This is a genomic window from Streptoverticillium reticulum (genome assembly GCF_047456005.1).
Classification (GTDB): domain Bacteria; phylum Actinomycetota; class Actinomycetes; order Streptomycetales; family Streptomycetaceae; genus Streptomyces; species Streptomyces reticulum.
Genome location: NZ_CP179755.1, coordinates 3593457 through 3610956 on the forward strand (window position 1 = coordinate 3593457; position 17500 = coordinate 3610956).

Genomic DNA, 17500 nt, shown 5'->3' on the forward strand with positions numbered 1-17500 from the left:
TACGCACAATTTCGGCCACCCAGGGGGTCGCATGCGCGACACGGACCAGGACAAGCCCTTCATAGCCGAGCCCCCGTCCACCCCCAGCCGCTGGTGGGCCCTGGTGATCATCGCCATGGCCCAGCTGATGGTCGTCCTCGACGCCACCATCGTCAACATCGCCCTGCCCTCCGCACAGCGCGCCCTCGGCATCTCCGACACCAGCCGGCAATGGGTGATCACCGCCTACACCCTCGCCTTCGGCGGGCTGCTCCTCCTCGGCGGCCGCGTCGCCGACCTCGCCGGGCGCAAGCGCACGTTCATGACCGGCCTCATCGGCTTCGCCGCCGCCTCCGCGCTCGGCGGAGCCGCGCACGCCCCCGGCATGCTGTTCACAGCGCGCGCTCTCCAGGGCGCCTTCGCGGCGGTCCTCGCGCCGTCCGCGCTGTCCCTGCTGACGACCACGTTCACCGACCTCAAGGAGCGCAGCAAGGCCTTCGGCATCTACGGCGCCATCGCCGGCGGCGGCGCCGCCATCGGGCTGATCACCGGCGGCCTGCTCACCGAGTACCTCGACTGGCGCTGGTGCCTCTACGTCAACGTCCCCATCGCCCTCGTCGCCTTCACCGGCGCCGTCTGGCTACTGCACGACCACCGGCCCTCACGGGCCGACCGGCCGTCCCTCGACATCCCCGGCGTCCTGCTCGGCTGCAGCGGTCTCGTCGCCCTCGTCTACGCCTGCAGCGAGGCCCAGCCCCACGGCTGGACCAGTCGCCTCGTCCTGGGGCTGCTGAGCGGCGGCGCGGTGCTGCTGGCCGCGTTCGCGTGGTGGCAGACGCGGGCGCCCAGCCCGCTGCTGCCGCTGCACGTCATCCGCGACCGGAACCGGGCCGGCTCGTTCGTGACCATGGCGCTCACCGTCATCGGCATGTTCGGCATGTTCCTGTTCATGACCTACTACCTGCAGGTCGTCCTCGGCTACTCCCCCGTCCGCACCGGCCTGGGCTTCCTGCCGCTTACCGGCGCACTCGTCCTGTCCTCGACCCAGCTCTCGGCCCGGCTGCTGAACCACCTGCCGCCGCGCATGCTGATGGTCCCCGGCACCCTGCTCGTCGCCGCCGGGCTCTTCCTGCTCACCTCCCTGCCGGTCGAGCCCGCGTACGCCTCCCACGTCCTGCCCTCCGAGATCCTGGTCGGCCTCGGCATGGGCCTGGTCTTCATGCCCGTCCTCGCCACCGCGACCGCCGGTGTGCCGCCGCGCGACTCGGGCGTCACCTCGGCCACCGTCAACACCTCGCAACAGGTGGGCGGTTCGATCGGCACGGCGCTGCTCAACACCATCGCCACGTCCGCCGCCTCCGCGTACGTCGCCACGACTCCGGGACCGCGGGCCGTCGTCGTGAAGCAGGGCATCGTGCACGGCTTCCACGTCGCCATCGGCTGGGGCGCCGGCATCATGCTGCTGGCCTCCCTCGTCGCCGGGCTGATGGTCACGGCGCGCGCCCCGAAGCACCAGATCGCGGCGCGGGGCGCCGCGAAATCCAGTGGCATGTGCGACTGCCCGCCCTCATCCTGACGCCATGCAGATCCACATCAGAGACGCGCGCGACGACGACTGGGCCGCCATCTGGCCCTTCTTCCGGACCATCACGGCGGCCGGGGAGACGTACACGTATCCCCGCGACATCGACAGCGGGACGGCGCGGGCGACCTGGATGCTGCGTGCCCCCGGGCACACGGTCGTGGCGGTCGACGGGGACGGCACCGTCCTCGGCTCGGCCAAGGCGGGGCCCAACCACATGGGCCCCGCCTCCCACATCGCCACGGCCAGCTTCATGGTCGCCCCGGAGGCCGCCGGCCGGGGGGTGGGGCGGGCGCTGGGCGAGTACGTCCTGTCCTGGGCCAAGGGGGAGGGGTACCGGGCGATGCAGTTCAACGCCGTGGTGCAGAGCAATGTGCGGGCGGTTGCGCTGTGGAAGTCGCTCGGCTTCAAGGTGATCGGGACGCTGCCGGAGGGATACCGGTTGCCTGACGGCAGTTACACGGGGCTGCACATCATGCACCGGGTGCTGTAGGGGGAGTCGGGGCCCCGGTCCCGCCCCGTCAGGGGCGCGGGGCAGCTTCGATATGCGGCTCCGCCGCGTGGGCGCGAGCAACCACAACGGACCCGCACGCACCCCACACCCCAGCGGAGCGTTACCGCACCACCCTCAGCTCCCGCCCCGTGTTGTTCAGCCTCCGCGCCCCCGACTCCGTACACACCACGATGTCCTCGATCCGCACCCCGAAACGGCCCGGCAGATAGACCCCCGGCTCGATCGAGAAGGACATCCCCGGAGCCAACGGCAAGTGTTCCCCCTCCACCAGGTACGGCGGCTCGTGCGTCGTGACGCCGATGCCGTGGCCCGTGCGGTGGATGAAGTACTCGCCGTAGCCGGCCCGCCGGATCACCTGGCGGGCCACGCGGTCGACGTCCTGGCAGGCCACGCCGGGGCGCACCGCCTCGAAGGCCGCCTGCTGGGCCTCCCGGACCAGGTCGTGGACCTTGCGCTCCTCCGCCGTCGGCTCGCCCACGTGCACCGTGCGGGTGGTGTCCGAGCCGTAGCCGTCCAGCAGGCCGCCGAAGTCCAGGACGACCATGTCGCCGTCCTGGATCGTCCGGTCGCCCGCCTCGTGGTGCGGGTTGGCGCCGTTCGGGCCGGATCCCACGATCGTGAAGTCGACCTGGCTGTGGCCGTGTTCGCGCAGCAGCCGGTCGAGGTCGGCGGCCACCTCGCGCTCGCGCCGCCCGGCGAACGGCAGCTCCGCGATCCGTTCGAACGTGGCGTCCGCGGCGGCGCCCGCCGCGGCCAGCCGCTCGATCTCGAACGCGTCCTTGACCGCCCGCAGCATGGGCAGCGCCTCGGTGAGCGCCTCGTACGCCGTCCCCGGGCAGGCGCGCTGGAACGCCAGCAGGTGCAGCGCCCAGGCGTTGTCGGAGACCCCGTAACGGCCGTGCGGTTCCAGCAGCTTGGCGGCGGCCGCGTACGGGTCCTCGCCGTCCGTCCAGCCGCTGATGTCCATCGCCCCTGCGCCCGCCGCGTGTTCGGCGTCCGGACGCTCCAATTCCGGTACGAACAGCCGGGGCTTGTGCCCGGGGAGGAGCAGCAGTGCGGTCAGCCGCTCCGTGTCGGCCGGGACCCGGTAGCCGCTGAGCCAGACCAGGTCGGGCCCCGGAGCGACGAGCAGACCCGCCAGCCCCTCCTGGGCGGCGGCCACGACCGCCCGTTCCATGCGTGCGCGGTACACCTCGACATCCGTCATGGGGGCAGCGTAATCCGCCCGCAGGCGGTCGGCAGAGCGGCCTCTACCCCACGGGTGAGGCGCTCTCCTCCCCCAGGATGAGAAGGCCCCCCACCCCAGGGCCGATTTCCCTGTTCCGCCCCCTGATTCACCCGGAATTCGTTGTTTTCCGGGAACCCGGCTCCCTAGCGTGAACATGCCCGGGTCGCAAGTCCATACGACGCTCGCACGATTCCCCCGGCCGCGTACACCCCACCAGCGAAGGAGCACCATGTTCCAACGAGTCGGGCGGTTCGCCGTCCACCGGCCCTGGCTCACGATCCTCGGCTGGGTCGTCGCAGCCGTGGCCCTCGCCGTACTGGCCCCGGGCCTCAAGTCCACGACGGACGAGGCGGAGTTCCTGCCGAAGCACTACGAGTCCGTGCAGGTGGCCAACCTGCAGAAGAACGCCTTCCCGAAGACCGAACAGCCCGCCTCCATCGCGGTGTTCCAGCGCTCCGACGGCGGCCGGTTAGGCGCGGACGACCGGCGCGACGTGATCAAGGTCGCGGAGGGCCTCCAGGCGAAGCACCGTCCGGAGATCGCCAAGGTGGAGACGGGCCCGCAGGCCGTCTCCCCCAACGGCGAGATCGCCCTCGCGAACATCGTCGCGACCACCAAGGACGTCTACGACAAGAAGCTCACCGACTCCGTCAAGCAGCTCCGTGAGGACGCCAAACCCCTGCTGGACGGCACCCACTTGAAGATGGGCATCACCGGCCTGGTGGCCACCAACGTGGACTCCCAGGAGTCCTCGGGCAACACCGACTCCATGGTGATGAGCGCGACGCTGCTGCTGATCGTCATCCTGCTGCTGGTGATCTTCCGCAGCCCGCTGATCGCCCTGCTGCCGGTGATCATCATCGGCATCGTCTTCATGGTCGCCCTGGGCCTCATCGGCACCGCGGCCTCGCTCGGCGGGCTGAAGGCCGACAGCTCGATCTCCGCGATCCTCATCGTCGTCCTCTTCGGCGTCGGCACCGACTACCTGCTGTTCCTGCTCTTCCGCTACCGCGAGCACCTGCGGGCCGGACAGGAGCCCAAGGAGGCCCTCGTCGCCGCCGTGGCCCGGGTCGGCGAGACCATCGCCTCCGCCGCCGGCGCCGTCATCGTGGCCTTCCTCGCCCTGCTGCTGTCCACGATGGGCATGATGCGGGCGATGGGCCCCTCGCTGGCGATCTCCGTGGCCGTGACCCTGGTCGCCGCCCTCACCCTCGTGCCCGCGGTCTTCTCGCTCCTGGGCACCAAGGCCTTCTGGCCCTCCAAGGCCTGGCAGCGGCAGCCGCGGAACCGTTTCGCGAACACCGTCGGCGGCACCGTCTCCCGCCGCCCCGGCCTCGTCGCCCTCGTCTCCGCCGGGGTCCTGGCCGCCCTCGCCGTGGGCGCGCTGTCCTTCCGGCCCGAGTTCGACACCTCCAGCCAGATGCCCCAGAAGCTGGAGTCCGTCCAGGCCATGAAGGACCTCCAGCGCGGCTTCTCGGCCGGCCAGTCCGACCCCGCGATGGTCTACCTGAAGTCCACCGGCGGCGCCCGCCTCGACAAGGCGGCCATGGAGTCCTTCCGCGCCGGCCTCGCCGGCATCGAGGGCGTCGGCCAGGCCTCCCCGGGCCTCCCGAACCCCGACGGCACGGTCGCCCAGTACAGCGTCGTCCTCAAGTACGCGCCCACCAGCGACAAGGCCATCGAGCTCGCCGGCGGCGCCCTGCGCGACCAGGCCCACAAGGCCGCGCCCGCGGGCACCGAAGCCCTCGTCGGCGGCACCTCGGCCGTCCTCGCGGACGTCAAGAAGGCCGTGAACCACGACTACACGGTCGTCTTCCCGGTCGCGGGCCTCGCGATCATGCTCATCCTGGGTCTGCTGCTGCGCAGCTTCGTGGCCCCCTGGTACCTGATGGCCGCCGTCGCCCTCGGCTTCGGCGCCACGCTCGGCTCGACGGTCTGGCTCTTCCAGGACCTGCAGGGCAAGCACGGCCTGCTGTTCATGCTGCCGGTGATCGTCTACCTCTTCGTGGTCGCCATCGGCACCGACTACAACATCCTCATGGTCGCCCGTCTCCGCGAGGAGGTCCGCCGCGGCACGGCCCCGCGCGAGGCCGTCCGCACCGCGGTCGCCCGCTCGGCACCCACCATCGCCTCCGCGGCGATCATCCTCGCCGGCACCTTCGGCGTCCTGATGCTCGCCGACAACTCGATGCTCCAGCAGATGGGTTTCGCCGTGGCGTTCGGCATCCTGCTGACCGCCTTCATCATGGCGATGCTGCTGGTCCCGACGGTCACCTCGCTGCTCGGGCACAAGGCGTGGTGGCCGGGCCACCAGGACGAGCCCGTCACGCCCGCAGGGGTCGAGCGCGCAGGCGAATTGGAGGAGGTGCGGCCGTAGCCGTACGCCCCAAACGCACAGAGCCGCAGACCCCGGAAGGGTCTGCGGCTCTGTGCGTTGCTCCTGCCAAGCCGCCTGTCGGACTCGAACCGACGACCTTCGCTTTACAAGAGCGGTGCTCTACCAGCTGAGCTAAGGCGGCATGTGCGATGCAGTCTACCCACAACGATTTGGTGGCCCGCGACCTGCTGACAACCGGCCACCGCCCCGGTAGCGTCCTCGACAGCCGGTCCGATTGGACTGGACCACTCCCTCTACTCGGATCGTCCGGCACGTTCCTGCCGGTGAAGGGACTGCATCACCATGGCCACGGTCACGTACGACAAGGCGACCCGCATCTATCCGGGCGCCGACAAACCCGCCGTCGATCAGCTGGACATCACCATCGAAGATGGCGAATTCCTGGTGCTCGTCGGCCCCTCCGGATGCGGCAAGTCCACCTCGCTGCGGATGCTCGCCGGGCTGGAGGACGTCAACGGCGGCTCGATCCGGATCGGCGACCGGGACGTCACCCATCTCCCGCCGAAGGACCGGGACATCGCCATGGTGTTCCAGAACTACGCGCTCTACCCGCACATGACGGTCGCCGACAACATGGGCTTCGCGCTGAAGATCGCGGGCGTGCCCAAGGCCGAGATCCGGCAGAAGGTCGAGGACGCGGCCCGGATCCTGGACCTCACCGAGTACCTGGGGCGCAAGCCCAAGGCGCTCTCCGGCGGACAGCGCCAGCGCGTCGCGATGGGGCGCGCGATCGTGCGCGAGCCCCAGGTGTTCCTCATGGACGAGCCGCTGTCGAACCTCGACGCCAAGCTGCGCGTGCAGACCCGCACCCAGATCGCCGGGCTCCAGCGGCGGCTGGGCATCACGACCGTCTACGTCACGCACGACCAGGTCGAGGCCATGACCATGGGCGACCGGGTCGCGGTGCTCAAGGACGGCCTGCTGCAGCAGGTGGACTCGCCGCGCAACATGTACGACCGCCCGGCCAACCTCTTCGTCGCCGGCTTCATCGGCTCCCCCGCCATGAACCTGGTCGAGGTGCCGATCACCGACGGCGGCGTGAAGTTCGGCAACAGCGTCGTGCCCGTCCCGCGCGAGGCCCTGACGGCCGCGGCCGACCGGGGCGACCGCACGGTGACGGTCGGCGTGCGGCCCGAGCACTTCGACGTGGTCGAGCAGAACGGCGAGGCGGCCCGCTCGCTGGGCAAGGAGGCCGCGGACGCCCCGGCCGGTCTCGCGGTCACGGTGAACGTGGTCGAGGAACTCGGCGCGGACGGCTACGTGTACGGCACGGCCGAGGTCGGCGGCGCGCCGAAGGACCTCGTGGTGCGCGTCAACGGACGCCGCGTGCCGGAGAAGGGCTCCGTGCTGCACGTGGTGCCGCGGCCGGGCGAGGTGCACGTGTTCTCGACGTCCTCGGGCGAGCGCATCGGCGACTGAGCGTGACCGGTGCGGGCGGCCGGGGTGACGGTCGTCCGCACCGCCCGCCGTGTCGGGACATGCCTTGACACTCCTCGCTTTTCGACTCCCGTACGTCAACACGGCGAACAAACGGCAGCCCGTGACGTCGCTCGACCGGGTGACTAAATGTCGCCGCATCATTACCCCTCGCTACCATCTGCGGCATGAACCAGGCCGCCCGCCGCATCGGCAGAACTCTCGCCCTCGTCCTTCCCGTCGTTCTGGTGCTCTCCGGGACCCTCGCGGTCACCCGTGTCCCGTGGGCGGCCCCGAACGCCGAGTCGCAGGTGCTCACTGCTTCGTCCGGCACCGCCTCCAGCCAGGCCAAGGCCCGCGCGCCGCACGAGGTGCTGCGCGACCGGCTGCTGACGGAGCTGCAGCAGAAGAACCCCGGGGTCGCGCTCACGGACCTCCAGCGGGAGACGGAGAGCCGTCCCTCGCTGGCCCGCTACTGCGGGCAGATCGCCCGCGCCCTCGGGCGCGCGGCCGTCGCCAAGTACGGCTCCAAGAAGGCCCAGGGCTTCTCACGGCCCGTCTGCGACACCTCCTTCGCCTCCGGCGTCGTCGCCCAGGGCCACTGAACAGCACGGGCCTGCGGGAAGCTCCGGGCCGGTCCCTCCCGGCCCGGAGCCACCGCATATCGTGCGGACATGACCAGTACCCACGCCTTTTCGTACCCCACGCAAGCCGTGATCCTGGCCGGCGGCCAGGGGTCACGGCTTCGTCCGTACACCGATGACCGCCCCAAGCCGATGGTGGAGATCCCCGGTACCGGCGTCCCGATCATCGGTCACCAGCTGGCCTGGCTCGCCTCCGAGGGCGTCACGGACGCCGTCGTCTCGTGCGGCCATCTGGCCGAAGTCCTGCAGGACTGGCTCGTGTCGGCCGAACTCCCGCTCCGCGTCACGACGGTGGTGGAGAAGGAGCCGCTCGGCCGCGGCGGCGGACTGAAGCACGCGGCCGCCTCGCTGCCCCACCCCGACCAGGCCTGGTACGCCACCAACGGGGACATCTGGACCCGCTTTTCGCTGCGCGAGATGGCCGCCTTCCACCAAGAGCGCGACGCCACGGCCACGTTGGCGCTGGCACGGCCGCGGATCCCATGGGGAGCCGTGGAGACCGACGAGTTCGGGAACGTCCTGGACTTCATCGAAGCGCCTCCGTCGCCTTATCTGATCAATGCCGGCGTCTACGTCTTCTCGGCCGCCTTCCGCGACCTGCTGCCGGAGCGCGGCGACCACGAGCGGGCCACCTTCCCGCGCCTGGCCCGCGAGCGCCGCCTGGCCGGCTTCCCGCTGCCGCACGGCGCGTACTGGCGGGCCATCGACACGGCGAAGGACCTGACGGAGGCCGCGAAGGAGTTGCGCGGCGCATAGACGAATCCCCGCGCCCCGTCAGGGGCGCGGGGCAGCTGACTCATGCGGCTCCCCATAGCGCCCCGTCAGGGGCGCGGGGAACTGCGCGACCAGCCCCCACCGGCCCGCAGCCGACGCACCACCCCAGGGGTCCGGGGCGAAGCCCCGAGAACCTCGACTGCGGGCGCGTCGTGGCTGATCGCGCCCACGCGGCGGAGCCGCAAATCGAATACAGCCCCGCGCCCCTGACGGGGCGCAGTCGGCCGGGCCCTAGCCCAGAAGACCCCCGAGCGCACCGCCACCGTGGCCGCCGCCCGAACCGCCCGACGAGCTGCCGGACGACTCGCCCGTGCTGCCGCCGGAGCCGCCCGCGGACGACGAGCTGCTGCGCGGCGCAGCCGGAGCCGGCTGCTGGTGCGGCGTCTGCGGCGCGCTGTGGACGCCGCCGTGGCCGGGGGTGCCGGCGCCGCCCGGAGTGCCTGCGGGGCTGTGCGAGGTGCCCGGGGCGCTCGGCGTCGCCGACGGGCCGGACTGCTTGTGCCCGGTGGGGCTGGGCTTGACGACGCCCGGCGTGGTGGCGCCGTGCGCACCGGGAGTGGTGGACGAGGAACCGGGCCGCTGCGGCAGGTGCGTACCGGGGAGGCTGTTGCTGGGCGGTGCGGCCGGGAGGCCGGGGGTCTGGACGGACCGGGAGGAGCGCACGGCCCCGCCGAGCATCGAACCGGTCAGCAGCGACAGGCCGATGAGGACGGTGGCCATGACCGTGCCGCGGCGCAGGACGCGCCGCCGCAGGGCCCAGAGCTCGGCGCGCGGGCCGAGCCGCCGCCAGGCCTCGCCGGCGAGCCTGCCGTCGACGGAGTAGCACGGCGCCCCGGCGATGACCAGGGGGCTCCAGGCGGCCAGGCAGATGATGTCGGGCGCCTGGTAGACGGGGGCGGCGCGCCAGCTGACGGTGACGAGCAGGACGGCCGACAGCAGCATCCCGACGGCCCCGGCGAGCCGCTGCCAGAGGCCGAAGATGGTGAGGATGCCGACGATGATCTGCAGGAAGGCGACCGTCAGCCCGGAGCCCACGGGGTGGCTCAGGGCGAGCGAGCGCAGCGGCGCGGCGACGGCCCAGGGGTGCAGGGCCGTGAGCCAGGCGACCATCGAGCCGCGCTTGCCGCCGTCGAAGTAGACGGGGTCGCACAGCTTGCCCATGCCGGCGTAGATGGAGATCAGGCCGAGGAAGATGCGCAGGGGCAGCAGGACGACGCCGAGGTTCATCCGGCGGTCCGGGTAGTAGGCGTGCCGGGCGGAGTCGCCCGGGCGCTGCCTGCGCGGGATGTCCTCGTCGTCCTCGGTCTCGTAGTCCGAGCCGGGTTCGTCGAACTGGGAGTATCCGTACGGGTCTTCGTCGCGCGCGCTGCCGTTCGGGCGGACGCGGGGCAGGAGTCGGGTGGCGTCGGCGCCGGCCGGGCCGGTGGGCCCGCCGGGACCGCGGGGTCCGATGACGGTGGCCGGGGCCTCGTCGACCGCGATGCGCGGCAGCACCTGGGTGGCTCCGCCATCCCCTCCCCCGGCCGTCCGGGCGGGACCGGAGAGTCCGGACTCCCGTACGGCGTCGAGGAGTTGGGTGGATGCCGAATCGCCTGGCCCGGTCCGCCCGCTCCACACCACGGGGGCGCGGCGCCGGGCCGCGCTCTTGAGGGTGGGCAGCCCGTCCGTCCGGTCTGCGCCGGCGAACTGCCGGGCGGCGCGCGGGGGCCGCGCGAGCTGCACGCGGAAACTCAGGTGGTTGACGGAGACCTGCGCCGGGTCCGACGGGACCTTCACCGTACTCAGCGCGGGCTGGTCGTCGTACCCCGAAGAGCTTCCCCCCGTAGGCGTGCGGGGTGTTCTGGTGTCCACACTCATCTAACCGAGTGACTTGAGATTAGGACACTGCCTTGACCGCCCCGATGTGTCCGAGACCCGTCAAGATCATCAACTGCCGCGCCCCTTCCGGCGGATCGGCGCTCGCGCGCTGACCCGCCGGGGCACGGCTCAGGCGCGCCGGCGCGCGGCCTCGTACAGCACGACACCGGCGGCGACACCGGCGTTGAGCGACTCCGCGCCGCCCGGCATCGGGATCCGCACGCGGAAGTCGCAGGTCTCGCCGACCAGACGGGACAGACCCTTGCCCTCGCTGCCGACGACGATCACCACGGGGCCCTCGAGCGCCTCGAGTTCGTGCAGCTCGGTGTCACCGTCCGCCGCGAGGCCGACGACCATGAGGCCTTCCTTCTGGTAGGCCTCCAGGGCGCGCGTCATGTTGGTGGCGCGGGCCACCGGCGTGCGGGCGGCGGTGCCGGCGGAGGTCTTCCAGGCGCTGGCGGTCATACCGGCCGCACGGCGCTCGGGAACGACCACGCCGTGACCGCCGAAGGCGCAGACGGAACGGACGACGGCGCCGAGGTTGCGCGGGTCGGTGATGCCGTCGAGCGCGACGATCAGCGGGTCCTCGCCGTTGTCGAGGGCCTCGGCGGAGAGGTCCTCGGGGTGCGCGTAGTCGTACGGCGGCACGGACAGGACCAGGCCCTGGTGGTTGAGGCCGTTGGTCATCCGGTCGAGCTCCGGACGCGGGGCCTCCATGAGGTTGAGGCCCTTCTCCGTGGCGAGCCGCAGGGCCTCGCGCACCCGCTCGTCGCTGTCCACGAACTGCTGGACGTAGAGCGTGTTCGCGGGCACGCCCTCGCGCAGCGCCTCGACCACGGAGTTACGGCCGACGACGAGCTCGTTGGTGCCCTTGGGGCCGCCGCGGCGCGGGGCCGGACGGCGGGCCGCCTGCTTGGCCTGGGCATTGGCCACGCGGTTCTTCTTGTGCCCCTTGCGCATGCTCGCGGGCGGCGTGGGGCCCTTGCCCTCCAGGCCTCGGCGCCGCTGGCCGCCGCTGCCGACCTGCGCGCCCTTCTTGTTGGACGTGCGGCGGTTCCTGCGCTGGCTGTTGCCGGCCATGGGTCACCTGTTTCCTGTTACTGCAGTTACTGCGTGAACGTTCTTACGAAAAGTGTCGCTCAGCCGAGCGTCCAGCGCGGGCCCGACGGGGTGTCCTCGATCACGAGGCCGGACTGCTGGAGCTGGTCGCGGATGGTATCGGCGCTCGCCCAGTCCTTGCGGCCGCGGGCCGCCTCGCGCTGCTCGAGCACCAGCCTGACCAGCGAGTCCACCACACCGTGCAGGTCCTCGCCACGGCCGTCGCCGGCGGCGGCCCACTGCTCGTCCAGCGGGTCCAGACCCAGCACGCCGAGCATCGCGCGGACCTCGGCCAGGCGGGCGACCGCGGACTCCTTGTCATCGGCGCTCAGCGCGGAGTTGCCCTGCCGCACCGCGGTGTGGACGATCGCGAGCGCCTGCGGGACGCCCAGGTCGTCGTCCATCGCCTCGGCAAAGGCCGGCGGCACCTCGGCGGCGGGCTCGACCGCCTTCCCCGCTTTCTCGCACACCCGCTGCATGAAGCCCTCGATCCGGGCGAACGCCGCCTCGGCCTCGCGCAGCGCGTCCTCGCTGTACTCGATCATCGAGCGGTAGTGCGGGGTGCCCAGGTAGTAGCGCAGCACGATCGGACGCCAGTGCTTGACCATCTCGGAGACGAGCACCGAGTTGCCCAGCGACTTGGACATCTTCTCGCCGCTCATGGTCACCCAGGCGTTGTGCACCCAGTACCGGGAGAAGGTGTCGCCGAAGGCCTTGGCCTGGGCGATCTCGTTCTCGTGGTGCGGGAAGATCAGGTCGATGCCGCCGCCGTGGATGTCGAAGGCCTCGCCCAAGTACTTGTGCGCCATGGCCGAGCACTCCAGGTGCCAGCCCGGACGACCGCGGCCCCACGGGGTCTCCCAGCTGGGCTCGCCCTCCTTGGCCGCCTTCCACATCGCGAAGTCGCGCGGGTCGCGCTTGCCGGTCTCACCCTCGCCGGACGGCTGCAGCAGGTTGTCCAGCTCCTGGTTGGACAGCGCCAGGTAGCCGGGGAAGGAGCGCACGTCGAAGTACACGTTGCCGTCGGCGGCGTAGGCGTGACCGCGCTCGATCAGCCCGCGCATCATCTCGATCATCTCGGGCACATGCCCGGTCGCCCGCGGCTCGACGGTCGGACGCAGGCAGCCCAGCGCGTCGTAAGCGGCGTTGAACGCGCACTCGTTCTCGTAGCCGATCGACCACCACGGGCGGCCCTGGTCCGCGGCCTTCGCGATGATCTTGTCGTCGATGTCCGTGACGTTGCGGACGAACGTCACGTCGTAGCCGCGGTAGGCGAACCAGCGACGCATGATGTCGAAGTTCAGGCCGGAACGGATGTGCCCGATATGCGGCGCAGCCTGCACGGTCGCACCACACAGGTAGATCGAGACACAGCCCGGAGCGATCGGGGTGAAGTCACGGATCTGCCGGGCGCTGGTGTCGTACAGGCGAATAGTCACGGAACCAGGGTAGTGGGCCCTGGGCAGTGCCTCGCTCCCCCGGGAGGAAGCGGGATGCAATCCGGCAACTCGACCGCCGGTCTTTGACCTCTATTTACGATCTGCACATCATAAGGAGCCGCACGGCAACTTCCGCGGGGACCCAGGAGGGACGTTGCACTCCACCGTGCACTCCACCGTCATCAGCCAGCAGGAACGATCGCCCGTTCCCGTCCCGCCCCCGGCCCGCAGAAGACCGCAGGGACGGCTCGCCGCACTGGACGGCCTGCGACTGCTGGCCGCTCTGATGGTCGTCGCCTATCACTACCTCGCCTTCAACAGCGGAGCCTGGCCGGCACCCTCGGAGAAACTCTTCCCCGTCGCCCACGTGCCCGCCTCCTACGGCTGGCTGGGCGTCCAGCTGTTCTTCCTCATCAGCGGCTTCGTCATCTGCATGAGCGCCTGGGGAAAGGGCGTCGGGGATTTCGCCGTATCGCGCGCGACACGGCTGTATCCGGCGTACTGGTTCGCCGTTCTCGCCGTGTCGCTCGCCGTCTCCCTCTTTCCGGTCGTCAATGAAGCGCCGCGGCTGAGCAACATCGCCGTCAACCTCACGATGCTCCAGGACCCCTTCGGAGTGGCTCCGGTCGACGGCGTCTACTGGACCCTGTGGGTGGAGGTCCGCTTCTACCTGCTCTTCGCGCTCGTCGTCGCCTGGCACGGGCTGACCTACCGGCGGGCCGTGGCCTTCTGCCTGCTGTGGGGCGTCGGCGCGGCCGTCGCCTCCACGGCCGGCAGCCCGCTGCTCACCACCCTGCTGATGCCCGGCGACGCCTGGTACTTCATCGCCGGCATCGCCTTCTACCTGATGCACCGGTTCCGGCCCAACCTGTTGCTCTGGCTGATCGTCGCCGGCTGCTTCCTGGCCGGCCAGCGCTTCGTGCTGGAGGCGCACCGCAACGCCGAGCACTACATGGGCCACCGGGTCCCGCAGTGGCCCAGCGTGCTGCTCCTCGCCCTCTTCTTCGGCGCCCTCGCCGCCGTGGCCCTCGGCCTGACCCGGCGCATCACCTGGGGCTGGCTGTCCACGGCGGGCGTGCTGACCTATCCGCTGTACCTGCTGCACGAGCGGATGGGCTGGATCGTCATCAAGTACGCCGACGGCCTGCTGCCCCGGCCGCTGCTGCTCATGATGCTGGTCATGGTCATGCTGGCGGCCGCCTGGCTGGTCCACCGCCTGGTGGAGCGGCCCCTGGCCCGCCTCGTACGGCAGGGGCTGCGGCGCGCCCTGGCGGAGATCCGGGCCGGGCACGCGCAGGCGTGAACCGGCTCCCGGGCCGCGGGGCTGTCGCGGCACGCAGGACGGCGGGTGTGTCAGCATGCTCGGAACGGGCCCGCCGCGGCGGGCCGACACCTCTACCGGAGAGGACGACATGCGTTTCGCCAACCGCGGCGAAATCGATGGCGGCCGACCGGCCGCTCCCGGGAAGACGCCAAGGCTCTACGCCCTGGACGGGCTGCGTCTCGTCGCCGCCCTCATGGTCGTGCTGTACCACTACACGTACCTGACCGGCGGCTGGGGCACCCGGGACACCAGACGGATGTTCTCCGCCATCGAACCGATAACCCGCTACGGCTGGCTGGGCGTGGAAGTCTTCTTCCTCATCAGCGGCTTCGTCATCTGCATGAGCGCCTGGGGACGCTCCCTGGGCGACTTCGTCGTCTCCCGCGCCTCCCGCATCTACCCCGCCTACTGGGTCGCGGTGGCCCTCACCGGGACCGTGGTGATGACCTGGCCGCAGGTGCGCTCCCTGGCCGGCTGGGAGACGGTCGTCACGAACTTCAGCATGCTCCAGCACGGACTGGGCGTCTGGGACGTGGACGGCGTCTACTGGACGCTCTTCGTCGAGCTGAAGTTCTACGTGCTCTTCGCACTCGTCGTCGCCAGAGGCGTCACCTACCGCAGATGCGTGCTCTTCTGCGGCATCTGGACGGTGGCCGCCGCCACGGCCCCCGCGGTGAACAACAAGCTGCTCGACCTGTGGGCGATGCCGCTGTACGCGCCCTACTTCATCGCGGGCATCGCGTTCTATCTGATGCACCGGTTCAAGCCGACCGCCCTGCTGTGGGGCATCGTCGTCGTCTCGTACCTGCTCGCCAACCACCACGTGGCCAAGCGGGTGCACGACAACGCCAACCATGTGATGGCCCTGTTCCCCGCCCAGCTGGGCGTGCTGGCGGCGTTCGTCGTCATGTCGCTGGTGGCACTGCGGAAGCTCGACCGCGTGCAGTGGCCCTGGCTGGCCACCGCGGGCGCGCTCACCTTCCCCCTGTACCTGCTGCACCAGTACATCGGGATGACGGTCATCTACGGGCTGCGCGAGAAGGTGTCGCCGCCGCTGCTGGTGACCGGGCTCATCGCAGTGATGCTGGGCGCCGCGTGGCTGCTGCACCGCTACGTCGAGCGCCCGCTCGGCAAGTGGCTGCGCAAGGCGCTGCTGAAGGGCATGGAGGAGGTCCGGCGCAACACGCCGGAGCGGGGCCCGCGCCCCGCCGTGCAGGAACCGGCACAGGAGCCGGTGGCCGCGCCGAGGCAGGCGCACGGCTACGCGGAAGTGCCGCGCGCCGCGGCAGACCGCTGACCAAAAGGGCCCGCCCCCGGATGGGGGCGGGCCCTTTTGGTTCACATGTGGTTCACAGCGAGCCGACCACCTTGCGCGGGGTGATCCGCACGACGACCCGCTGGGCGTCGTCCTTGGCGGCAGGGTTGAAGTCCGCGTAGTCCTTGCCGGTGTACTTCCGCGCCAGCTCGTCGATCAGCTCCTGGCCGCCCTCGGTACCGAGCGTGGCCGTGCCGCGCACCTCGGCGTAGGTGTACGGCGCGTTCGGCGGGTTGATCATGACGGTGACGCGGGGGTCGCGGCGGAGGTTCTTCTCCTTGCGGCGGCCCACGGTGGTGGAGACGAGCAGGTCGTCGCCGTCGCGCTTGAGCCAGGTCACGGAGAGCTGGGGGCTGCCGTCGGGCTGGACCGTGGCGACGGTGGCGAAGACGGGGTTGTCGTCGACGTACTTCTTGAGGTCGTCGGAGAGCACGGGGGCTCCTTCCGGAGGGGTGGGGCGGGGTTCGGGGTGATCTTTTTCTTCCCCTGACCCGCCCCTTCCCGAAACCGGGGCTTCGCCCCGGACCCCCGTCGGGTGCGGGTTCGCTGTGGCTGGTCGCGCAGTTCCCCGCGCCCCTTCGGGACGCGTTTACGGGGCGCGATACACCAGTGCCGTCGCCACCGCCGCCAGACCCTCGGCACGGCCCGTCAGGCCGAGGCCGTCCGTCGTCGTACCGGACACCGAGACGGGCGCCCCGACGGCCGCCGACAGCGCCTTCTGCGCCTCGTCCCGCCGCTTGCCGATCTTCGGGCGCACCCCGATCACCTGGATGGCGACGTTCCCGACGTCGAACCCGGCCGCGCGCACGATCCGCGCCGCCTCCGTCAGCAGGGCCACACCCGAGGCACCCGACCACTCCGGCCGGTCCGTGCCGAAGTGCGCGCCGAGATCACCGATCCCGGCGGCGGAGAAGAGCGCGTCGCACGCGGCGTGCGCGGCGACATCGGCGTCGGAGTGGCCGGCGAGGCCCGTCTCGCCCTCCCACAGCAGGCCCGCGCACCACAGCTCGCGGCCCTCCTCGAAGGCGTGCACATCGGTGCCGATGCCGACCAGGGGCATCGGGACCCGGGGGGACTCAGAAGCCATCGTTGGCCCTCCTGCGGGCGAGTACGGCCTCGGCCAGGACGAGGTCCAGCGGGCGGGTCACCTTGAAGGCCTCCTCGTGGCCGGGGACGACCACGACCTCGACGCCCAGCTGCTCGACCATGCCGGCGTCGTCCGTGGCGCCCTCGCCGTCGAAGACGGTCTTCTCGTGGGCCTCCTGCAGCGTCGCGCGGTCGAAGCCCTGCGGGGTCTGGACGGCGCGCAGCCGTGCGCGGTCGGGCGTGGCCACGACGGGCTCGGGCCCGCCCTCGCGCGGCTCGACCTGCTTGACGGTGTCCGCGAGGGGCAGCGCGGGGACGACGGCGGGCGCGCCGTCGCGCACGGCCGCGGCGACGGCGTCGACGGTGTCGACCGGCACCAGCGGGCGGGCGGCGTCGTGGACCAGGACGACGGTGACGTCGTCGGGGAGGGCCGCGAGGCCCAGCCGCACGGACTCCTGACGGGTGGCGCCGCCGGGGACGACCAGGACCTCGGTGCGCTCACCCAGCGGGAACTCGTCCAGCAGGCTGCGCACCTCGGCCGTGCCCTCGGGCGGGGCGACGACCACGACGAGGGAGACCGCGCGGGAGGCCGCCATGGCCCGCACCGCGTGGACCAGCATCGGAGTGCCGTTGAGGGCACGCAGGGCCTTGGGCGCGCCGGGGCCCAGCCGGACGCCCCGGCCGGCGGCCGGGATGACGGCGGCCGTGCGCGAGGGGGCGGCTGCGGTGGCTCGATCAGACATGGGGATGGCGTTCAGGTTTGCTTCCTCGGCCGAATTGGGTATGGCCTGGGGAGTGCCGGGCACGATGCCCCGACCAGCCCCTTCCGTGACACTGGTCGGGCCG

General features: G+C 71.4%; 15 protein-coding genes and 1 tRNA gene. 8 read left to right on the top strand and 8 right to left on the bottom strand.

Going from position 1 to position 17500, the window contains the following annotated elements; translation table 11 throughout:
* The first annotated feature begins 31 nt into the window (after positions 1-31).
* Together ACMATS_RS16155 and ACMATS_RS16160 are read left to right on the top strand one after the other, a co-directional pair.
* Positions 32-1555 carry a DHA2 family efflux MFS transporter permease subunit gene (locus ACMATS_RS16155; protein WP_414168275.1) on the top strand — a complete coding sequence of 508 codons (1524 nt, stop codon included), beginning with the start codon at positions 32-34 and terminating at the stop codon, positions 1553-1555.
* A gap of 10 nt (positions 1556-1565) precedes the next feature.
* Positions 1566-2054, top strand: coding sequence for an N-acetyltransferase family protein (locus ACMATS_RS16160; RefSeq protein ID WP_414170735.1), 489 nt, complete (start codon positions 1566-1568; stop codon positions 2052-2054).
* 121 nt (positions 2055-2175) lie between these two features.
* Here the strand turns inward: ACMATS_RS16160 and ACMATS_RS16165 are convergent, their stop codons facing one another.
* Positions 2176-3282 carry an aminopeptidase P family protein gene (locus ACMATS_RS16165; RefSeq protein ID WP_336416081.1) on the bottom strand — a complete coding sequence of 369 codons (1107 nt, stop codon included), beginning with the start codon at positions 3280-3282 and terminating at the stop codon, positions 2176-2178.
* Between the two features lie 250 nt (positions 3283-3532).
* On the opposite strand from ACMATS_RS16165, the gene ACMATS_RS16170 reads away from it, so the two are divergent.
* The gene (locus tag ACMATS_RS16170; protein ID WP_414168276.1) at positions 3533-5680 is read left to right on the top strand and encodes an MMPL family transporter; all 2148 of its coding nucleotides are present in this window, start codon (positions 3533-3535) and stop codon (positions 5678-5680) included.
* A 69-nt stretch (positions 5681-5749) separates the two neighbouring features.
* On the opposite strand, the gene ACMATS_RS16175 is transcribed toward ACMATS_RS16170, so the two are convergent.
* Positions 5750-5822, bottom strand: a tRNA-Thr gene (locus ACMATS_RS16175).
* A 161-nt stretch (positions 5823-5983) separates the two neighbouring features.
* On the opposite strand from ACMATS_RS16175, the gene ACMATS_RS16180 reads away from it, so the two are divergent.
* The 3 genes from ACMATS_RS16180 to ACMATS_RS16190 all read left to right on the top strand — a co-directional run bounded on the left by ACMATS_RS16180 (position 5984) and on the right by ACMATS_RS16190 (position 8517).
* A complete protein-coding gene (locus ACMATS_RS16180; protein ID WP_414168277.1) occupies positions 5984-7120 on the top strand; it encodes an ABC transporter ATP-binding protein in 1137 nt (378 codons plus the stop codon).
* 185 nt (positions 7121-7305) lie between these two features.
* Positions 7306-7722 (top strand): hypothetical protein, encoded by a 417-nt coding sequence (locus ACMATS_RS16185; RefSeq protein WP_390780337.1) that lies wholly within the window; start codon positions 7306-7308, stop codon positions 7720-7722.
* 69 nt (positions 7723-7791) lie between these two features.
* Positions 7792-8517 carry a nucleotidyltransferase family protein gene (locus ACMATS_RS16190; RefSeq protein WP_390780336.1) on the top strand — a complete coding sequence of 242 codons (726 nt, stop codon included), beginning with the start codon at positions 7792-7794 and terminating at the stop codon, positions 8515-8517.
* A gap of 249 nt (positions 8518-8766) precedes the next feature.
* Here the strand turns inward: ACMATS_RS16190 and ACMATS_RS16195 are convergent, their stop codons facing one another.
* From ACMATS_RS16195 to cysS, 3 genes are all read right to left on the bottom strand, one after another.
* Positions 8767-10392, bottom strand: a complete 1626-nt coding sequence (locus ACMATS_RS16195; RefSeq protein WP_390781780.1) for a DoxX family protein — start codon at positions 10390-10392, stop codon at positions 8767-8769.
* Positions 10393-10521: 129 nt separating this feature from the next.
* The gene (gene rlmB, locus ACMATS_RS16200) at positions 10522-11472 is read right to left on the bottom strand and encodes a 23S rRNA (guanosine(2251)-2'-O)-methyltransferase RlmB (protein WP_390781779.1); all 951 of its coding nucleotides are present in this window, start codon (positions 11470-11472) and stop codon (positions 10522-10524) included.
* A 59-nt stretch (positions 11473-11531) separates the two neighbouring features.
* Positions 11532-12929 (bottom strand): cysteine--tRNA ligase, encoded by a 1398-nt coding sequence (gene cysS / locus ACMATS_RS16205; protein ID WP_390781778.1) that lies wholly within the window; start codon positions 12927-12929, stop codon positions 11532-11534.
* A gap of 154 nt (positions 12930-13083) precedes the next feature.
* Between cysS and ACMATS_RS16210 the strand changes: the two genes are divergently transcribed.
* Both ACMATS_RS16210 and ACMATS_RS16215 read left to right on the top strand, forming a co-directional pair.
* Complete coding sequence (locus ACMATS_RS16210) at positions 13084-14232, top strand: acyltransferase family protein (protein ID WP_390781777.1); 1149 nt, start codon at positions 13084-13086, stop codon at positions 14230-14232.
* A gap of 109 nt (positions 14233-14341) precedes the next feature.
* Complete coding sequence (locus ACMATS_RS16215) at positions 14342-15550, top strand: acyltransferase family protein (RefSeq protein ID WP_390781776.1); 1209 nt, start codon at positions 14342-14344, stop codon at positions 15548-15550.
* Between the two features lie 52 nt (positions 15551-15602).
* Here the strand turns inward: ACMATS_RS16215 and ACMATS_RS16220 are convergent, their stop codons facing one another.
* The 3 genes from ACMATS_RS16220 to ispD all read right to left on the bottom strand — a co-directional run bounded on the left by ACMATS_RS16220 (position 15603) and on the right by ispD (position 17397).
* Positions 15603-16001 carry a PPOX class F420-dependent oxidoreductase gene (locus ACMATS_RS16220; protein ID WP_336415321.1) on the bottom strand — a complete coding sequence of 133 codons (399 nt, stop codon included), beginning with the start codon at positions 15999-16001 and terminating at the stop codon, positions 15603-15605.
* 156 nt (positions 16002-16157) lie between these two features.
* Positions 16158-16655 carry a 2-C-methyl-D-erythritol 2,4-cyclodiphosphate synthase gene (gene ispF / locus ACMATS_RS16225; protein ID WP_390781775.1) on the bottom strand — a complete coding sequence of 166 codons (498 nt, stop codon included), beginning with the start codon at positions 16653-16655 and terminating at the stop codon, positions 16158-16160.
* On the bottom strand, positions 16645-17397 hold the full coding sequence (ispD, locus tag ACMATS_RS16230) for a 2-C-methyl-D-erythritol 4-phosphate cytidylyltransferase (RefSeq protein WP_390781774.1): 753 nt from the start codon (positions 17395-17397) through the stop codon (positions 16645-16647). Before ispD ends, ispF begins: the two co-directional genes overlap by 11 nt.
* Between the last annotated feature and the right edge of the window lie 103 nt (positions 17398-17500).

What these genes read in the sequence shown, in the direction of transcription:
- ACMATS_RS16185 (WP_390780337.1), top strand. Translation starts at nt 7,306, where the DNA reads ATGAACCAGGCCGCCCGCCGCATCGGCAGAACTCTCGCCCTCGTCCTT.
- rlmB (WP_390781779.1), bottom strand. Translation starts at nt 11,472, where the DNA reads ATGGCCGGCAACAGCCAGCGCAGGAACCGCCGCACGTCCAACAAGAAG.
- ispF (WP_390781775.1), bottom strand. Translation starts at nt 16,655, where the DNA reads ATGGCTTCTGAGTCCCCCCGGGTCCCGATGCCCCTGGTCGGCATCGGC.
- ACMATS_RS16180 (WP_414168277.1), top strand. Translation starts at nt 5,984, where the DNA reads ATGGCCACGGTCACGTACGACAAGGCGACCCGCATCTATCCGGGCGCC.
- ACMATS_RS16215 (WP_390781776.1), top strand. Translation starts at nt 14,342, where the DNA reads ATGCGTTTCGCCAACCGCGGCGAAATCGATGGCGGCCGACCGGCCGCT.
- ACMATS_RS16190 (WP_390780336.1), top strand. Translation starts at nt 7,792, where the DNA reads ATGACCAGTACCCACGCCTTTTCGTACCCCACGCAAGCCGTGATCCTG.
- ACMATS_RS16195 (WP_390781780.1), bottom strand. Translation starts at nt 10,392, where the DNA reads ATGAGTGTGGACACCAGAACACCCCGCACGCCTACGGGGGGAAGCTCT.
- ispD (WP_390781774.1), bottom strand. Translation starts at nt 17,397, where the DNA reads ATGTCTGATCGAGCCACCGCAGCCGCCCCCTCGCGCACGGCCGCCGTC.
- ACMATS_RS16155 (WP_414168275.1), top strand. Translation starts at nt 32, where the DNA reads ATGCGCGACACGGACCAGGACAAGCCCTTCATAGCCGAGCCCCCGTCC.
- ACMATS_RS16165 (WP_336416081.1), bottom strand. Translation starts at nt 3,282, where the DNA reads ATGACGGATGTCGAGGTGTACCGCGCACGCATGGAACGGGCGGTCGTG.
- ACMATS_RS16170 (WP_414168276.1), top strand. Translation starts at nt 3,533, where the DNA reads ATGTTCCAACGAGTCGGGCGGTTCGCCGTCCACCGGCCCTGGCTCACG.